Below are 15,179 nucleotides of genomic sequence, written 5' to 3' on the forward strand. Positions count from 1 at the left end.
CATGATGAGTGCCATGATGACCGCCTGCAACCCCGGTGAGAAGGTCATCATCTTCTCTCCCTATTATGAGAACTACGGCGCGGACACCATCCTCAGCGGCGCCGAGCCCATTTACGTTCCCCTGCGCCCTCCGGATTTCAACTTCGATGTGGATGAACTCCGGGCAGCCTTCATGCAAAAGCCCAAAGCCATTGTCCTTTGCAATCCATCGAACCCTTCCGGCAAAGTGTTTTCACTGGAGGAACTTGAAACCATCGCCGATCTTGCCAAGGAGTTCGACGCCTTTGTCATCACCGACGAGGTCTATGAGCATATCGTTTACCGCCCCCACCATCACCACTATATGGCTACCCTGCCGGAGATGTTCGACCGGACCATATCCTGCAGCTCCCTGTCCAAGACTTACAACATGACCGGTTGGCGATTGGGTTATGTGATCGGGCCGGAATCGGTCATCGCCGGCGCGCGAAAGGTGCATGATTTTCTCACGGTGGGCGCCGCAGCCCCGTTGCAGGAAGCCGCCGTCACCGCACTGGAGCTTCCCTTGAGCTACTATGAGCAATTGACGGCGGACTACACGCGCAAAAGGGACCTGTTTCTGGGATACCTGGATGCTGCCGGGCTCTCCTATACGATTCCCCAGGGCGCCTACTATGTGATGGTGGATTGTTCCGCGTTCGGCGTGACCGACGACAACGAATTCTGCCGCTGGATGGCCAGGGAAGTCGGGGTAGCCGCCGTGCCCGGTTCCAGTTTCTTCCGCGAACCGGTCAACCACCTGATCCGGCTGCACTTTTCACGTTCGGAGGCCATCCTGGCTGAAACCGGCTTGCGACTGAAAAAATTGAAATCATTAATATAGCGACACCACCAGATGACCCATGGCTGATAAAATCGAAACCATCGACGGGTCCGTCATTCAACACGGCTTCCACAACGACCGTATTTATTTGATGCACCTGCAAGGCAAAACTGCCGGAACGCTGATTTTGAAGCTTGACAGAATGGCAAAGGCCCATGGCTACGGAAAGATTTTTGCCAAAATTCCCGCCAACCACTGGAAAGCCTTTAAATTGGCCGGCTATACCAAAGAAGCGGTCATCCCTTCATTTTTCCGGGGCACCACCGATGGCCTGTTTATCGCCAAATTTCTTTCAGTGGACAGGCAGCGGGTAGGACACCGCAGCCGGTTTGACCCGGTGGAAAGGATTTCAAAGGGCACACGTCGTGATGACCGCACCCCATTGCCGGTCATCCCATGCACCCCTTCGGAGAGCGTGGCCTTGGGGAAAATCTACCGCCAGGTGTTTGAGTCCTATCCCTTCCCGATCCATCAGCCTGAGTTTCTCAACCGCGCAATGCAGAAAAGTACGTCCTATTTTTGCATCCAGGCTAAAAAGAAGATCGTCGCCGCTGCCGCTGCCGAAATCGATTCAGCCAGTAAAACCTGTGAAATGACCGATTTCGCAACCTTGCCCGAATACAGAGGAAACGGGTTTGCAGGCATGCTGCTGAATCGATTGGACGATGAGGCACAAAATCTTGGCATGCGGACAGCCTATACCATCGCGCGCGCCGATTCTTACGGAATGAACCGTATTTTTAAAAAGATGGGTTATCGATACGCGGGACGGTTGGTAAAAAACTCGCAGATCGGTGGACGCATCCGGAGTATGAACGTCTGGCATAAGCCCTTACGATGATGCCGATGACAATCTCCTTTTAGTCCACTGCAAATTACTCATCTCCATCGCCGTCCGCTTCAGCCTGCGCCTGTTTTTTTCTCAGCACATACCCAGTGTCCGGCAAAATATCCTGGAACGCCTGCCCGTATATTTCCCAGACCGTCACAAAAAGCGCGGCGATGATGGGACCGATGATGATCCCCACCATGCCGAACATGAAAATGCCCCCCATAGTGCCGAAAAAGATCATCAGTTCGTGCATCTGCGTATCCTTGCCGACCAGGATCGGTCTGAGCAGGTTGTCCAGACTGCCGACCACGAGCCCGCAGAACACAAACAGACCGATCGCCTTGCCGACGGCCCCGCCAAACCCTAATATGAGCGCTACCGGCACCCAAACGAGGGCAGTGCCCACACTGGGAATGATCGACAGCACCGCCATGATTACTCCCCAGAACGCTGCGCTGGGAACACCCACCGCCCAGAAGGCCAAACCGGCCAATCCCCCCTGGAGAATCCCGATAACCGCTGTACCCTTCAGCGTCGCACGCGTCACCGATGTGAAGCGATCGAGCATTTGCTGCTCGTCATGATCCTGCAGCGGCAGGTAATAAAGGATTTTCTCCAGCAGTTTATCCCCGTCCATCAGGAAAAAATACATGGTGTACAGCCACACGAAGAGCATGAACAATAAGTTGACCGCCCCCATGGCTGCCGATGAGAGGTTTTCGACCAGAAACTGGCTAATGCTGCCGACCAGTTCACCGGCCTTGCGCAGAATCAGTTCGCTGTGGGGCGCAATTTTGTCGTAGTAGGGAATGTTCTCCAGAAACTCGGATAGGGCACCCGGTTGGCTGAGTTGTGTTTTTACCCAAGGCACGGCGGTCTGGCTGACCTTGATGGCCTGGCCGGTCACCACCCCTGTGAGCACCCCCAGGGGCAGCACCACGACAAAAATGATCAGCAGCAGGGTCAAAATCGATGCCAGACTGCGCCGCCCCTTAAACATATTTTCGAGCCAATGGTATATGGGACGGGATAGGGCCGAAAAGATGCCGGCCAGAAAAATAGCCATCAAAAAGGATCGTATCATCGAGAGAAATACGGCCGAAATAAATACGACCAGCAGAACGACCACGAACTGATTCACTCTGTCATCACGCATGATAGCCATGCTCCGTTATGATTGTCGACCTGATGAAAGGCCCTTGTGGTAGTTGATGAAATCGTTGGATAGTGCCCATCCAGAAACGGCATCTTTCGGCCCAGGCCTGCGTTCTCGCTCGATTGATATCCTCGACGTAGTGCCACTACGCACGCTGTCGCTCCTACGCCTACGCCGTCAATTTCAATTTCGCTGCGGCCTTGGCCTGAACCAAAATCTACCATTCCTGGATGGACATAGATAGAGTCGGTTTACCCTAAAAGGCATCGGATTTCAAACCATTGCTCTGACATTCGGCTTTTTGGGTGTTTAGTGAAATCAATAAACAGGTGGCGGGATAACCGGGTAAAGAGCGAATCAATAACCACTCAATTGGGCAAACGTTTCAATGGAATCCACCTGTGAGGCAGGCCGCAGAAAAAAAGCCGGTGGAGGATTGAATGAATCCTCTACCGGCTTAGATTTAGACAACCATTGAACCAGTCCAATCACAGGATCGACAGCACCTACTGACCGGGAACGTATGGAACGTCCAATCCCCACCATTGTTGGTCAATTGATTTTTGCAGATCTTCGCTCGAAGCATTATCCGGGCCGAACAAGCTGAATTTCATGTGATCCCAGTTTTTGTACAATTTATCGTGCTGCAAATATTCTGACCTGCTCATTAAAGAAGATTGACTGCAACTCACCAAAAAAAGCACCATAAAAATCAAAACAACTAATTTTTTCATCGTCCTCATCCTCCTTTTTAAATTCAAGTATCGATCGAACAACGGGAACCCCTAAATGCAAATATAACATGCAATTGCTGGTAAATGTCAAGAATGACATTTTTTTGTCACCGCAGGTGCCCAGAAATGGCAAATCCGATTTCAATTTCCTTCAGCAATCATTTAAAAAATTGTAATCGTTGGTTATTTTAGTTTTTTGCATTGGTCTGAAATTTGCTTCATCCAGACTTAGAATGACCTGACAAAGGATCTTAGTCACGAGCCGCCGATGCAAAATCTTCAAAAAATGATAAATGTTAGCCAATCCATCCTGTTGGTGGGTTTGATCGGTCTTTTCGTTTCCGGCTGCACCTACACCTCGGAGCGGCTTCATCCCGAATTCCCAAACTATCGGCAGACCATGGGCGTGATGCTGGTGTTGGTGCCCGAAATCGGCATTTTTGAACAAATGCCCGATGGCAGCCGGCTTTTTCAGGATATCCAGAGCCGGGAAGCGCAACGCAAGGCGCAACAATCTATTGTCCGGCAACTGCAGGAGCGTCACTATGCGGTACAAACCGCCGACGCCCAGACAATGCTTTCATCAGAACTTCTGAGTGTGACGTCCCTTTTCAGATCCGTGAACCGTTCCATCCAGTTGCACACTTTCGGACCTCAACTATATCCGGCCAAATTAAGCGCCTTTGAATACAATCTGGGGCCAGTGGCCGAAATCCTGAAGGCCAACCGGGCAGACGGCCTGGTTCTGGCCCTTGGACATCAAACCGCGTCCGCCCAGCCAACCAAGAACTGGCTCAGCATCGCCGTTGTCGAACCGGAAGGCCGTATTATCTGGTACGGCCTGCAGGGGAACCACAAAAAATTCGATCTTCAAACCGCCGAAGGCGTGACAGCACTGGTGGCAACCACATTGTCCAACTTCTGGGATCAAGGTTCATGACGCCTCAACGGTACGTGATAGCATGCATGATTTTGCTGCTAACATGGGCGACGCCGGTGATCGCGGCACATGCGGCGGCGCCAGACCAGACAACCCGTTTGTGGCGGCTTGCCGCGCAGGAACAAGCAGCGCTTGAACAGCGCGGTGTCGTCCTGCACGATGCGTCTTTGTCGAGTTATCTGCAAACGGTGGCCGAACGCCTGTGGAAACAGGTGCACACCGATTTAAAGACACCGACCGTTAACGTTGTCATGGATCCCCGGATGCAGGCCTATGCTTACCCCAACGGGTATTGTTTTCTGTCTACCGGCATCCTCAACCGGGTAGAAAACGAAGACCAACTGGCCATGATCCTCGCCCACGAGATGGTTCATTATCTTCGCCAGCACACTGCCGCGCTTTACGATCATTTTCAAATGACCTCCCCTATCACCGGGTTACCCTACGCCGATCAGAGTCGGGCGGCGGGTGAGCTGGCAATGAAACAAAAAATCGATGCCGCCGAATGCCAGGCCGACGATGAAGGGCTGGCAATACTCAAAGCAGCCGGTTATTGCGAAACAGAAGTACTGCCCCTCATGTCCAACCTATTAAACAGCCTGCAGGATCAGGGGTCGGCTGAGACAGTAGGACGGCTGGAAAGCCGCATTAAAACGATGAAGACCCGTATCGGCCAGACCCGGAACCGCGTTTCCTGCAGGTCGGAAACCGATGGCGACCCAGATCTATTCCTTAACCACATTGCGCCGGCCATGATGGCCAATGCACAGGCCGCGCTCACTTGCGGTGACTGGAACCAGGCGGATCAAAGTATCTCCAAGTTTCTGGCACTGAAACCGGATGATGCCCACGCACACTATATCAAAGGGGAGATCCTGCGCAGACGAAACGATGGCGATGGTAAGAATCAGTGTATTGGATCGTATTTAAAGGCCCTGAAAATCGATCCGGCGTTCCCATCGGCCCATCGTGCCCTTGGCGAGCTTCATTTTAAGGCCGGCCGGTTTCAGAGGGCCAAACCCTATTTCGAAGCGTTTCTCAGCCTGGCTCCCCAGGACGGTACAAGAGAATTTATAAAAGGATATCTGCGTCAATGTCGGGATTAAACATCAACAGACCCGTGATCGTCGTCTGGGTTATGGCGGCACTGATGCTGACCGCCTGTGCCGGACCGTGGAATACGGCCCCGGTTCAACTCAGCGAGCCACACTGGTCGATCACATCTCCCGAGGGATGGATGCATCTGAACACGCAGGAATCGGAAATGCTGTCCAAGGATGGTCCCTATCTGGAGTATATTCTGATTCAATCGAGGTCACTGGCACAAGGGTTCCGTTTTACGCGTCAAAAACTGGGACCTGATATGCTGCCCCATGAAGCCGCCCAGGTAATAGCCGACAACATGCGTTCCGATCCGCTGATCCGGCAATTGCGTTGGCAGGCCAGCGAACCGGCCATGGTAGGCGGTCATGCCGGTTTCAGGCTGATTTACAGCTATCAGGATCCATATGGTGTAACCATCAAAACCATTTATTACGGCGTTATTTTGCCGAACCAGTTCTTCAATTTACGATACACCGCTGCCCAGCGCTATTACTTTGAAAAAGAACTGCCTGCCTTTAATCAGGTATTCAACAGCCTCCGGTTCGTTACGGATTTGAGTTCATGACCGCCGGCAAGAGCGCCTGACGCTCCGGTATTGTCAAAATTTCTACATTTTCATACATTTATACCATCCCATCGAACAGGACGCGCTTCATGCTAAACTCATGGCGCAGAGTCCGGAAAACCTTGATCAGATCGATCTAAAGGAAAATATTCGACGCATTTTGAAAACACCGCGATTAGATATCAGGTCATCGAAGTGAATTTGGGAAGAACATAGAGCTAAGCCGATTGTTGAAGACGGTGAGTGTCCAGGGCCTTGTGAAGCGTTTTTACGGCCAGTTGGATGCAGTGGTGTTTTTTTACGGGGATTTCCTGCAGTACCTTGTAGACGGTACCGTCATCGATGGATCGGGCATAATCCAGATCCTTGCCCTTGATCAGATCCACGACCGCCATGGCGGCGGATATGGCTCCCGCACATCCCATGACCTGGTATTTCGCATCACCCACCACACCATTTTTCATCTTGATGTAAATACCCATGGTGTCGCCGCAGGTGCCAGTCATCTCCGAGGTGATGTCCGCATCGGAAATCTGACCCATGTGCGGTTTGTCAATGTAGTAGTTGATGGCCGTTTTGGAATAGCCGGATGCGGTCAGCATTTCTTCAATGGTATTGGTTTCAGCTGACGTTGCTGCCTGGATTGATGTCATGTCCCGTTCCTTCACAATCATAGAAATGGTTACTTATGGAAATGAAACGAATAAACCTTTCTGCTATCAGTGTCAAGATTTGGCCATAAAATACGGTGGACAATCAATTTCCCAAAATGGGGTTGCCGGGTGAAGAACGGTTTCAGGCTTGTCAAAAGCGGCAAAAGTCGATAACAGTTCGATTAGTCGATCCCCTGACAACAGGACGAATAACCGACTTGAAAGGTTGATTCCATGAACTGCCGGCGAACGGTTGGGTTTTTATTAATGATTGGGCTGGCCCTGTGCGGCTGCAGCGGGATTCAGTCCCCATCCAATGCGGCTTGGATTGCCCAGCCCGAATTTGTTGAAGTGGACAATCATCTGCTCACCGCCAGGATCACGCCTCAAAAAGGGGAATACCCCTACTATGCCTTTTTTCTTCTCACGCTGACGAATAAAAGCTCCGCAGACCTGATTGTCGATTGGAATGCAAGCCGGTATCTTTTCAACGGCAGGCCTCAAGGGGTGCTGGTGTTCGAAGGCATAGATCCGGCAGCGGTAAAAAACGCAAGGGTTCCGTCGGAAACAGTGGCACCCGGAGCTGTCTTTACGCTTGAAATCATGCCCATGCGGCTGATTGCCTGGAGCCCGATCAAAGAGAACACGGCCGGAGACCGGAGCATTTCCGCCGGGATGCTGCCCGTCGGGGAAAATGGAATCCACCTGGCGGTTCGGCACGAGAACGGACACATCACCATCCCCCTGTCCGTGCGCATTTTCAGAGAAGGCTCCCCCTGAGCCTTCCTGACAGATCGCCCTTGTACGCACATCCGGCCGCTTCAGCCAGGGTTCAATGCATCACGCACGCAGACGAAGGCGCTCCTGGTCCAGTATGCGGTTACCGATGCGGGTCACCAACTTCAATCCCAAACCGGTGTCATCCTGTCGAACCACTTTGCCGGTGACCTTCACCGGCGACCGGCTGGGAAAAGCGATGACACCCCGAACAATGCGCGAACCGACCATGGCAGCATCCGATTCCAGGCGCATGCCTGCGGTGCTCAGGTCAAGAATGGGAATCGTACGACCGTCAATGGAAAGCAGGGGGCACTGGTCGACCGGGTAGATGACACGATGGTGTTGCCGCCGCTCAGCATTTGGATCGGCAGCACCTGGTAATGCATCCCCGCTATCATGGCCCGGCATCGGATCGCGTTTTCTGGCATTGAAGGATGCCTCGATTTCCAGCAAGTCGGACATGATCTGCTGCCGGGCAATCGATTCCCCACCCACATTCTGAGTTGAGGGGAAACGATCGTCAGACACTGTGGCCGGCTGGATATCCACGTCGACATCCTGATCTTCAATCGCTGCGGTGGTGCGCTGGAACATCCTCATCCGGCTGCGGGTCTCTACCAGGGTGTGGGTCAATGCTTTCAGCCGAACCTTTTCCTTTTCCAGACAGTCTTCGGCACAAACCGCTTCTGCGGCGGCTGTCTCTTCTGATTTTTTGACACGGCTGGCCTTTTTTCGGGCCTTGTCTGCTTCAGCGGCGGCATTCTTGGCCGCCTGCCTGGCCGCGACGACCCGGTCCCGGGCCTTTTCCGCCACGGCGATAGCGTCCTGCATGGCCCGCTTGGCTTCGATCTCCAGCAGCATCGCCCGGTTTTTTGCTGACGTGGCGGCGACGACGGCAGTCAGACTTGCCTGCCTTGCCCGTTCATATCGACGGTTGGCCGCATCCAGCCCCGTCGTGGCCGATTCCACAGCCTGTTGGACAACCGGAAGCGCCGATTCCGTCTGCTGCATCCGCCGGGATGTAATTGAGATGGCATCTTCTACGGTTCGGGTATTCGGCTCGGACAAGGAGGGGACGTCGCCGGGAGACGGATTATTATCCGCCTCAGCGGACACGTTGAGGATCACGTGAAGGTCTGTCGATGAGGGCCCATCGACGACCGACGATCGGGATGGCGCGATTGACAACGCTGGCACGTTTTGAGAATTCCGGTCAGATAAATAGGCCACCGCTTTTTCATAGGCGCAGGCCAGCAGGTCCAAATCCTCCTGCCGGTCTCCACGATCTCCGGCACCGGCATCCTGATGAAACAGGTCGATCATCTGGTGGAGATAGGCATATGCCTGGTTGGCGTCATCGACGGTGGCACCCGGCGGCAGATCCAGCAGCTTCAGGCTCGATTCCAATCCCATATCTTCCTTTCCTTTAAAAAACAGCATCGCAGCCCCACGTGGGTCGAGTCATCGTTTGAACGACAAGGAGTATCGGATACCGGGACTACAAGTTCCGTGCCACAGGAATGGATTGTTCCGGGGAAGAAAACGACCGGTTTTTAACATGAACGGAAGGCAGCGGCCATGAACGGACGCTGTTCGGTGTCAAATAGATGGCAAGAGAGTCAAAAAAGCGGGACCGGTCAGGTCACCCACACCGACAGTCTGCTGACGGGTCAAAGGGGTCAGGGAATGCGTTCATAGGTTTCAAGGCTGTGCTCGCCGGGAAAAGTCAGAGTCAGTCGTTCACCCGCTTGGATGACCCTGGCATCGATGGTCTCGGTCTCCTCTCCGCCATGCCGGATCTCGAACCTGATGCCGTCTGCCCCCATCAACCGGTAATTACCGGAAACGGGCATGCCCTGGTTATCAACGGCATGGAACCCGCCATCGGCGGCGAATCTCACACTGGCGGTCCCATCCACAGCCTTCCAGTTCCCCACAATAGTTGGCCCGGAAGCACAGCCATAAGCGACCATGGCCATCACGATCAGGGCAATCAAGTGCCTGCAGCGACAAGGTATGCGACAAGAGATGATAGTCATTGAGGGCTCCCTGTTAATTTCATCGGGTGTGGTGAGGTTAATTGGAAGCATTAGGAAAATCAATGGAAAAGCTTGATACCGCTTGCCAACTTGACAAGAATCGTCGTGGCTGTTAATCAAAAAAGTTGTACGTTTTGTGACAACAAAAGGACCTGACATGCAGAAATCTTATAATCTGGTCAACATCGGCCTGTCTGACTATGCGATACACACCTACCTGTCACTCCTTCAACACCATCCCGTCAACGGATCTCAGTTGAGCAAACAGTCGGGAATCCCCCGCGCGAGAATTTACGACATCCTGCGCACGTTGAAAAAGCACGGCTTTGTGGCGGAAGCCAGCAAAGGCATATTCGTTCCACTGCCGCCCGATGAGCTGATCAAACAATTGCGGAGGAACTATGAAGCGGACCTCCATCGTTTCGAAACCCTGGCGAAGGAAATCCAGACGCCTGCCGACCATGACTTCATTTGGACCGTCTCCGGGTATCAGCGGGTCATGGACAAGGCCAGGGAAATGATCGATGGCGCCCGTAAAGAGATCTACATCCGCCTTTTCCCACAGGAAACCGAAACACTGGTGCGGTCCCTGAAAAAGGCTGAGAAAAGAGCGGTGCCGGTGAAATGCATTTTCATGGAGCCGTTTCCAAAAACCTTTGCCATTCAGGTGATACACCCGCAGCATGAAGAGGTGGAACGCAACCTGGGCGGGCGCTCCTTTGATCTGGTGGTGGACAAGGAGGAGTTTATCGGCGGCATGTTCACCACCGAAGACACAGAAGCGTGCCGGATCAACTGGGGCCGCAACCGATGGTTCGTCACTGCCGGCCGGGACAGCCTGCGGCACGATTTCTTTCACTACTTCCTATATAAGACCCACACGCTGCAAGAACCGCTGGATGAAAATGAGAAAAGGCTCTACGAAATTATTTTAAATGACATGTAGGGCTGTTCTGGCTTCAAACCGCTGCCTTCAGTCGTCAGGCAGCAGCGATGAACCGTGATGACGCCTGAAATGCGTGGAGGCGTATTTTTCCAGCTTCCACTGGGGCACGCCGCAGGCCGGGCAGACCCCCTTGAACCACTTGTTGCGCAGCCATCGGGCCGCCCGGCTGTTTCTGGAGTTGTTGACCATGAAGGTTTTGTTGCAGTGGGTGGTAATGCGGGCCTGGTCACCCGTGATTTCGATGGCCTTGATGCCGTGCAACAGCCCTTTGCGCGACGGCCAGATCTTGATCTTATCGATCAGCCGGAACAGCTCCACCCGTTTGCGATAGAAGCGTCGCTTGGGCGGCTTGGCTGAGGATGGGCTGTCGTTCATTCAGATCCTCCATGATGTGCTGTCGGGTTCAAGGACACCGGTCGCTCATGTACGATGCGTGCGGCTTGGCAGGCCATGGTCGCCACGCCGATCTGCAAAGGGTCGTGCAAAATCCGGTCGGCCAGCTTCTCCCGGGCGCGGGGGGTGACACCGATAGGCATCCCCGGAGCGGCGACATGGGTGTTGGCTGTGACGTGACGCGCATGAATCACTTCCGTTGCATTGGTGGCATCCACGATGAGATGATGGGTCGACAACGCCTGTTCCAAATCAGGGCCCACCTGGAGGTCCGTTTGGAACGCACTCCGTGCCCATCGGGACAGGTTCTCGGCCTTTTCTGCCGCCTGATCGACCACACAGACTCTCGACTTGCGCTTCAACAACACTTCGACCGCCCAACGCCCCACGGGTCCACAGCCGATCACCAGCACGCCTTTGCCGTTCAGGCCGCCGGCCATCAGATCGAGGCCAGCCACAAATCCATTAGCCGTGGCGCGGGAATTATCCACGGTTTTTCCCTGGCGGGGGCAAAAGGCCACGAAACGTTCGTCATCGGCAGCCAGGATCACCTGGGCCCCCATGTCCAGGGCATAGGCAAAACCGGCCACATCCGAACACCCGGGAATCATTGCATCGAAACCTAAATGCAAGAGGATACCACAGACCGCCTCAGCAAAACCGGAGATGACGCCAAGGCCGCTGTGAATGGGCACTACGGCCATTTTAATCCCCGGGGCAAGGCGTTGAAGATGACCCTCATCCTCAAGGCCCGACGCCCAGGCACCGATTCCTAGGAGGGTCCGCCCGGTGACCGAGACCAATTGTCGATCGTACTGGACCAGCTGGGCACGGATTCCTTCGATGTCGTCTACAGTCAGCCGGGTCATGCAGTGTCTCCCGGACCGCGGTCTACGATTTTCTCAAGGTTGAAACGACGCTGGATCGATGCCAGCACACGGTTGCGTTTTTCCGCGGCGCGCTGTCGGGTATCGCCGGTTATGATCAGTGTGGCCACCCATGCGGGTGTCCCTTCCCGGTAACTGGTGATGGCCTCGTCGGCCCCAAAAAACCCGGGCACCCGGTCAAGGGGTCCCGCATCGGCCATGATATGTTCGCCTTCGACGACAATTTCCCGGGGTGTGACGCGGATATGTTCGAGAATGGCGCCCCTGACAGATGCGGACACCCTCAACGGAGACGGTTTTCCGGACAGAAAGAGGTCGGCCAGCAACTCGAACATGTTGCGTCCCGTGGAAGCGAATACGCACAAAGGCGTCTGGCTGGGAAACCGGGCATCGATCTCCAGCACCTTGAAGCGCCCGTCGTGAAGGATCACTTCCACATCCATCAACCCCATAAGCCGGATGGCCTCGGCAATTTCAACGGACAGCGTCTCGATTTCACTGATCTGCCGGTTGGTCAATCGGCACGGTGCAGCAACCGCCTTGCAGTCGTAACGGGTGTCCATAAACAGCTGAGTGATCTGAAGCGGCACGTAGTTGCCCGGCCTGCCGATCAGCTCCAGGGAGAAGGACGGCCCCTGAAGATACTGCTGGAACACCCACCCATCATCCGGAAACCCCTTCGGGAACCGTGCCTCGGCATCGCTTTTGCGTTTCAGGATCACCACCCCGTCGCTGCCGCTGGCATGGCTGGATTTGGCCACCACCGGGAACCCGCACTGGGGCCACGGTTCGGGAGCGGGAATCCCGAGGGATGCAAACAACCGGTCCGAGTCGATTTTGGAACTGGAGACGGCATAGGCCGCCGGGTCGAATGCAATCGGAACCCGCCGATCCCGGCACCATTCCACCAGACTGACCAAGGCCGCCTGATCCTCCAGGGCAGGAATCACCAGGTCAACGGTCTTCAATGCATCGTCTAAAGTGGACCCTTGTCTGACATCCAACTGCAGGAACCGGTCGCACAGCCGACGGGCCGGAACATGGGCTTTTCGGTCGACCAAAAGCGTCCGCCAACCGGCATGGTGGGCCAGGCAGGCCAGTTCCACCCCTTGAAGCCGGCCGCCGATGATGGCTGCTAACATGCTTTGGCCAACCTGCGATCATGAAAGCAGGCAATCCGTTTTCGTTCAGCGATCCAGTTCTGATATTGATCAGCCGTTGCCGGCTGGAGCCCGCAGGTGCGCAGTATCGGTGCAATGCCTTTCACACTGCGCCGGCCGTCTTCGATATCCAGCGCGCTTTGGGCCACACCAGCCAGTCCCTGACCCGGAGGAACCAGCGAGGTCACCACATTGGCACCGGCTTCCAACCGCAGTCTCAGGCCGGCCAGCCCATCCACATCCAGTGAGGCCGGGATGAGCAGGCCGGGAAAAGCGATGCGCATAAGGGCGATGGCGATACATTCCCGCAGGGAGGATGCAGGTGGGTAGTCTGTCATGGGGGTCCCTGCCTGGGGAACGAAGGTCATCACCCGCACCTGATCTGCACCCAGGCGGGCCATGGCGTTAAATGAATTGACCAGGTCACGCGAGGTTTCACCCACACCGCAAAGCAGCCCCTCCTCGACGAGCATGCCTCTGGCTTTGGCCGCCACCTTGCTCCGGCAGCGGGCCTCGAAGCTTTGCCCCACACGAAGCTGATCGAAAAGCTGTCGGTTGTGGGTCTCCTGGTAGCAGGCGTACCAATCCGCGCCGGCTGCGGCAAGCCTGTCGAGAACCGCGTCAGGAACCACACCGACGGAAGCCATCACCGGCAGGTCGGTATCCGCCCTGATGGATCTTACCGTGTCGATCACTGGGTCAAAGCCGTTCTCATCATCCGTGAAAAAACAGGGGTCTTCACCGGCGGTCAGGTCGATGAGATGGACGCCCGATCGGGCCAGTTGTCGGGAGGAATCGGTAATCTCGGCCCGGGTCTTGCGGTATCGGAACGCTCGGGTGTTTGTCTTGCGGTAGAAACAGAAGCTGCATCGATTGCGGCAGTGGGTGCTGATGTACAAGAACCCATAGAGAAAAACCCTGTTGCCGAAATGGCGCTCGCGTTGCTGTCTGGCAGCAGCAAACAGTTTTTCCAGCAGGCTCGGTGCCGGTGAATCCAGCAACCGGATCATGGCTGCCCGTGAAATGCCGGCGCTGTCCGCCGCCTTTTCAACGATGGCCTCAAGCCCTCGCCGTCCATGGCGATACGCGCGGATAACCGTTGCCGAATTATCGTTGTTCACGTTGGTCTGACCTTATCTTGTCATATGTTGATGAATTCGAAAAAAGTCCCATTTCAGACGGGTTCGCAAAAAGTTCGAGATCAAGGCTTGCGGGCCGCGATAGCGAGCACAAGCGAGCGAACAACAATCGATATTCATCCTTACGGCGAACTTTCATGTTCCATCCCGAGAATACCGCTATCGCGGGTGCCGTAGGCAGCGTACTTATGGTACGCCGCAGTGACGAGGGATGAAGGGTAACGCAGATATCGGACTTTTTGCGAACCCGTCAAATGTTCAGGCGGATACCATCCAGGTAGGAGATGCTCCGGCCGAAACGGGACAGATGGGCGCCACCCTCGGCGGCCATGAGCAGACGCTCCAGCCCAAAACCGATGCCCACCCAGGTATCGGTAATGCGCCAGGCCCGGTCAAGGGGATGGGGGCCCATGGCGCCGGAACCCAGTTCCAGCCCGTCGGCGTCGGATACCACGTCAATGGTTTCACCATATACCGCCGACCTCTCCGATTCCAATCGATAGCCGTCGATACCTGCGCTGTCCATGATCAGGGCGGCAAGATCTTCCAATCGCTGCCGGCGCTGGTCTTCCGGCAATCCGAATTCGCAGAGGTTCAGCATGGTAAACTCGGCGGCATGCCTGGTGCCCTCGGTCTCTTTGCGAAAGCAGGGGCCCACTTCAAAGACCCGGACCGGCTTGGCCCACAAACGCAACAGGTCCTTGACTACATAATAAAGGTGGGGGGCCAGCATCGGGCGCAGGCATTTATCCCTGTCGACCCAATAGACCTGTTGGAACAGGGGGTGATCGGCCGTGATGGACATCCTGGCCAGCAGCCCCCTGGACATCAGCACCGGGGTGGATACCTGAACAAATCCGTGGGACACCAGCGTTTCAATCAGAACGGTCTCCAGCCGGCACAACCGGGGCCGCCGGGCGCCGTTGCGCAGATCGTCAAGGTGACGGCGATGGGCCGCGACCCGCTCTTTTTCCAACGTCTGGAATGCC

General features: G+C 55.1%; 17 protein-coding genes. 7 read left to right on the forward strand and 10 right to left on the reverse strand.

Annotated elements, in window-relative coordinates:
* Both QNK41_RS06445 and ablB read left to right on the forward strand, forming a co-directional pair.
* The coding region (locus QNK41_RS06445; protein ID WP_319254942.1) for a pyridoxal phosphate-dependent aminotransferase at window positions 1-862 on the forward strand (862 nt) is incomplete at its 5' end.
* Between the two features lie 19 nt (window positions 863-881).
* Window positions 882-1,703, forward strand: a complete 822-nt coding sequence (ablB, locus tag QNK41_RS06450) for a putative beta-lysine N-acetyltransferase (protein ID WP_319254944.1) — start codon at window positions 882-884, stop codon at window positions 1,701-1,703.
* A gap of 34 nt (window positions 1,704-1,737) precedes the next feature.
* Here ablB and QNK41_RS06455 read toward each other — a convergent pair whose 3' ends face one another.
* Both QNK41_RS06455 and QNK41_RS06460 read right to left on the reverse strand, forming a co-directional pair.
* Complete coding sequence (locus QNK41_RS06455) at window positions 1,738-2,850, reverse strand: AI-2E family transporter (RefSeq protein ID WP_319254946.1); 1,113 nt, start codon at window positions 2,848-2,850, stop codon at window positions 1,738-1,740.
* A gap of 506 nt (window positions 2,851-3,356) precedes the next feature.
* Entirely contained in the window at window positions 3,357-3,584 is a 228-nt protein-coding gene (locus QNK41_RS06460; protein ID WP_319254948.1) for a hypothetical protein, read from the reverse strand.
* A 286-nt stretch (window positions 3,585-3,870) separates the two neighbouring features.
* On the opposite strand from QNK41_RS06460, the gene QNK41_RS06465 reads away from it, so the two are divergent.
* The 3 genes from QNK41_RS06465 to QNK41_RS06475 are packed head-to-tail and all read left to right on the forward strand — an operon-like array spanning window position 3,871 to window position 6,193.
* Window positions 3,871-4,524 carry a hypothetical protein gene (locus QNK41_RS06465; RefSeq protein ID WP_319254950.1) on the forward strand — a complete coding sequence of 218 codons (654 nt, stop codon included), beginning with the start codon at window positions 3,871-3,873 and terminating at the stop codon, window positions 4,522-4,524.
* Between the two features lie 26 nt (window positions 4,525-4,550).
* Window positions 4,551-5,630, forward strand: coding sequence for a M48 family metallopeptidase (locus QNK41_RS06470; protein ID WP_319254951.1), 1,080 nt, complete (start codon window positions 4,551-4,553; stop codon window positions 5,628-5,630).
* Window positions 5,618-6,193, forward strand: coding sequence for a hypothetical protein (locus tag QNK41_RS06475; RefSeq protein ID WP_319254953.1), 576 nt, complete (start codon window positions 5,618-5,620; stop codon window positions 6,191-6,193). The genes QNK41_RS06470 and QNK41_RS06475 overlap by 13 nt, the downstream gene beginning before the upstream one ends.
* Before the next feature lie 218 nt (window positions 6,194-6,411).
* Here the strand turns inward: QNK41_RS06475 and QNK41_RS06480 are convergent, their stop codons facing one another.
* The gene (locus QNK41_RS06480) at window positions 6,412-6,846 is read right to left on the reverse strand and encodes an iron-sulfur cluster assembly scaffold protein (RefSeq protein ID WP_319254954.1); all 435 of its coding nucleotides are present in this window, start codon (window positions 6,844-6,846) and stop codon (window positions 6,412-6,414) included.
* 234 nt (window positions 6,847-7,080) lie between these two features.
* On the opposite strand from QNK41_RS06480, the gene QNK41_RS06485 reads away from it, so the two are divergent.
* Window positions 7,081-7,626: a hypothetical protein gene (locus QNK41_RS06485; protein ID WP_319254956.1), complete on the forward strand. Its 546-nt coding sequence runs from the start codon at window positions 7,081-7,083 to the stop codon at window positions 7,624-7,626.
* A 60-nt stretch (window positions 7,627-7,686) separates the two neighbouring features.
* Here QNK41_RS06485 and QNK41_RS06490 read toward each other — a convergent pair whose 3' ends face one another.
* Window positions 7,687-9,039: a PilZ domain-containing protein gene (locus QNK41_RS06490; RefSeq protein ID WP_319254958.1), complete on the reverse strand. Its 1,353-nt coding sequence runs from the start codon at window positions 9,037-9,039 to the stop codon at window positions 7,687-7,689.
* 266 nt (window positions 9,040-9,305) lie between these two features.
* Complete coding sequence (locus QNK41_RS06495) at window positions 9,306-9,665, reverse strand: hypothetical protein (RefSeq protein WP_319254960.1); 360 nt, start codon at window positions 9,663-9,665, stop codon at window positions 9,306-9,308.
* Window positions 9,666-9,822: 157 nt separating this feature from the next.
* On the opposite strand from QNK41_RS06495, the gene QNK41_RS06500 reads away from it, so the two are divergent.
* Complete coding sequence (locus QNK41_RS06500; protein ID WP_319254961.1) at window positions 9,823-10,611, forward strand: TrmB family transcriptional regulator; 789 nt, start codon at window positions 9,823-9,825, stop codon at window positions 10,609-10,611.
* 27 nt (window positions 10,612-10,638) lie between these two features.
* Here the strand turns inward: QNK41_RS06500 and pylSn are convergent, their stop codons facing one another.
* The 5 genes from pylSn to pylSc all read right to left on the reverse strand — a co-directional run.
* Window positions 10,639-10,986: a pyrrolysine--tRNA(Pyl) ligase small subunit gene (gene pylSn, locus QNK41_RS06505; protein WP_319254964.1), complete on the reverse strand. Its 348-nt coding sequence runs from the start codon at window positions 10,984-10,986 to the stop codon at window positions 10,639-10,641.
* Window positions 10,983-11,873 carry a 3-methylornithyl-N6-L-lysine dehydrogenase PylD gene (gene pylD, locus QNK41_RS06510; protein WP_319254966.1) on the reverse strand — a complete coding sequence of 297 codons (891 nt, stop codon included), beginning with the start codon at window positions 11,871-11,873 and terminating at the stop codon, window positions 10,983-10,985. The genes pylSn and pylD overlap by 4 nt, the downstream gene beginning before the upstream one ends.
* Entirely contained in the window at window positions 11,870-13,033 is a 1,164-nt protein-coding gene (gene pylC, locus QNK41_RS06515) for a 3-methylornithine--L-lysine ligase PylC (protein WP_319254968.1), read from the reverse strand. Before pylC ends, pylD begins: the two co-directional genes overlap by 4 nt.
* Window positions 13,027-14,172: a methylornithine synthase PylB gene (pylB, locus tag QNK41_RS06520; protein WP_319254969.1), complete on the reverse strand. Its 1,146-nt coding sequence runs from the start codon at window positions 14,170-14,172 to the stop codon at window positions 13,027-13,029. The genes pylC and pylB overlap by 7 nt, the downstream gene beginning before the upstream one ends.
* A 268-nt stretch (window positions 14,173-14,440) precedes the next feature.
* Window positions 14,441-15,179, reverse strand: a 739-nt coding sequence (pylSc, locus tag QNK41_RS06525; RefSeq protein ID WP_319254970.1) for a pyrrolysine--tRNA(Pyl) ligase large subunit, incomplete at its 5' end; no start/stop codon positions are given.

The sequence above is a fragment of the Desulfosarcina sp. genome, from assembly GCF_033791525.1.
In the GTDB taxonomy this organism is placed as follows: domain Bacteria; phylum Desulfobacterota; class Desulfobacteria; order Desulfobacterales; family Desulfosarcinaceae; genus Desulfosarcina.

Bases quoted from the DNA above. Each gene is read 5' to 3' on its own strand.
- ablB (WP_319254944.1), top strand. From the start codon at position 882: ATGGCTGATAAAATCGAAACCATCGACGGGTCCGTCATTCAACACGGC.
- QNK41_RS06455 (WP_319254946.1), bottom strand. From the start codon at position 2,850: ATGCGTGATGACAGAGTGAATCAGTTCGTGGTCGTTCTGCTGGTCGTA.
- QNK41_RS06460 (WP_319254948.1), bottom strand. From the start codon at position 3,584: ATGAAAAAATTAGTTGTTTTGATTTTTATGGTGCTTTTTTTGGTGAGT.
- QNK41_RS06465 (WP_319254950.1), top strand. From the start codon at position 3,871: ATGATAAATGTTAGCCAATCCATCCTGTTGGTGGGTTTGATCGGTCTT.
- QNK41_RS06470 (WP_319254951.1), top strand. From the start codon at position 4,551: ATGATTTTGCTGCTAACATGGGCGACGCCGGTGATCGCGGCACATGCG.
- QNK41_RS06475 (WP_319254953.1), top strand. From the start codon at position 5,618: ATGTCGGGATTAAACATCAACAGACCCGTGATCGTCGTCTGGGTTATG.
- QNK41_RS06480 (WP_319254954.1), bottom strand. From the start codon at position 6,846: ATGACATCAATCCAGGCAGCAACGTCAGCTGAAACCAATACCATTGAA.
- QNK41_RS06485 (WP_319254956.1), top strand. From the start codon at position 7,081: ATGAACTGCCGGCGAACGGTTGGGTTTTTATTAATGATTGGGCTGGCC.
- QNK41_RS06490 (WP_319254958.1), bottom strand. From the start codon at position 9,039: ATGGGATTGGAATCGAGCCTGAAGCTGCTGGATCTGCCGCCGGGTGCC.
- QNK41_RS06495 (WP_319254960.1), bottom strand. From the start codon at position 9,665: ATGACTATCATCTCTTGTCGCATACCTTGTCGCTGCAGGCACTTGATT.
- QNK41_RS06500 (WP_319254961.1), top strand. From the start codon at position 9,823: ATGCAGAAATCTTATAATCTGGTCAACATCGGCCTGTCTGACTATGCG.
- pylSn (WP_319254964.1), bottom strand. From the start codon at position 10,986: ATGAACGACAGCCCATCCTCAGCCAAGCCGCCCAAGCGACGCTTCTAT.
- pylD (WP_319254966.1), bottom strand. From the start codon at position 11,873: ATGACCCGGCTGACTGTAGACGACATCGAAGGAATCCGTGCCCAGCTG.
- pylC (WP_319254968.1), bottom strand. From the start codon at position 13,033: ATGTTAGCAGCCATCATCGGCGGCCGGCTTCAAGGGGTGGAACTGGCC.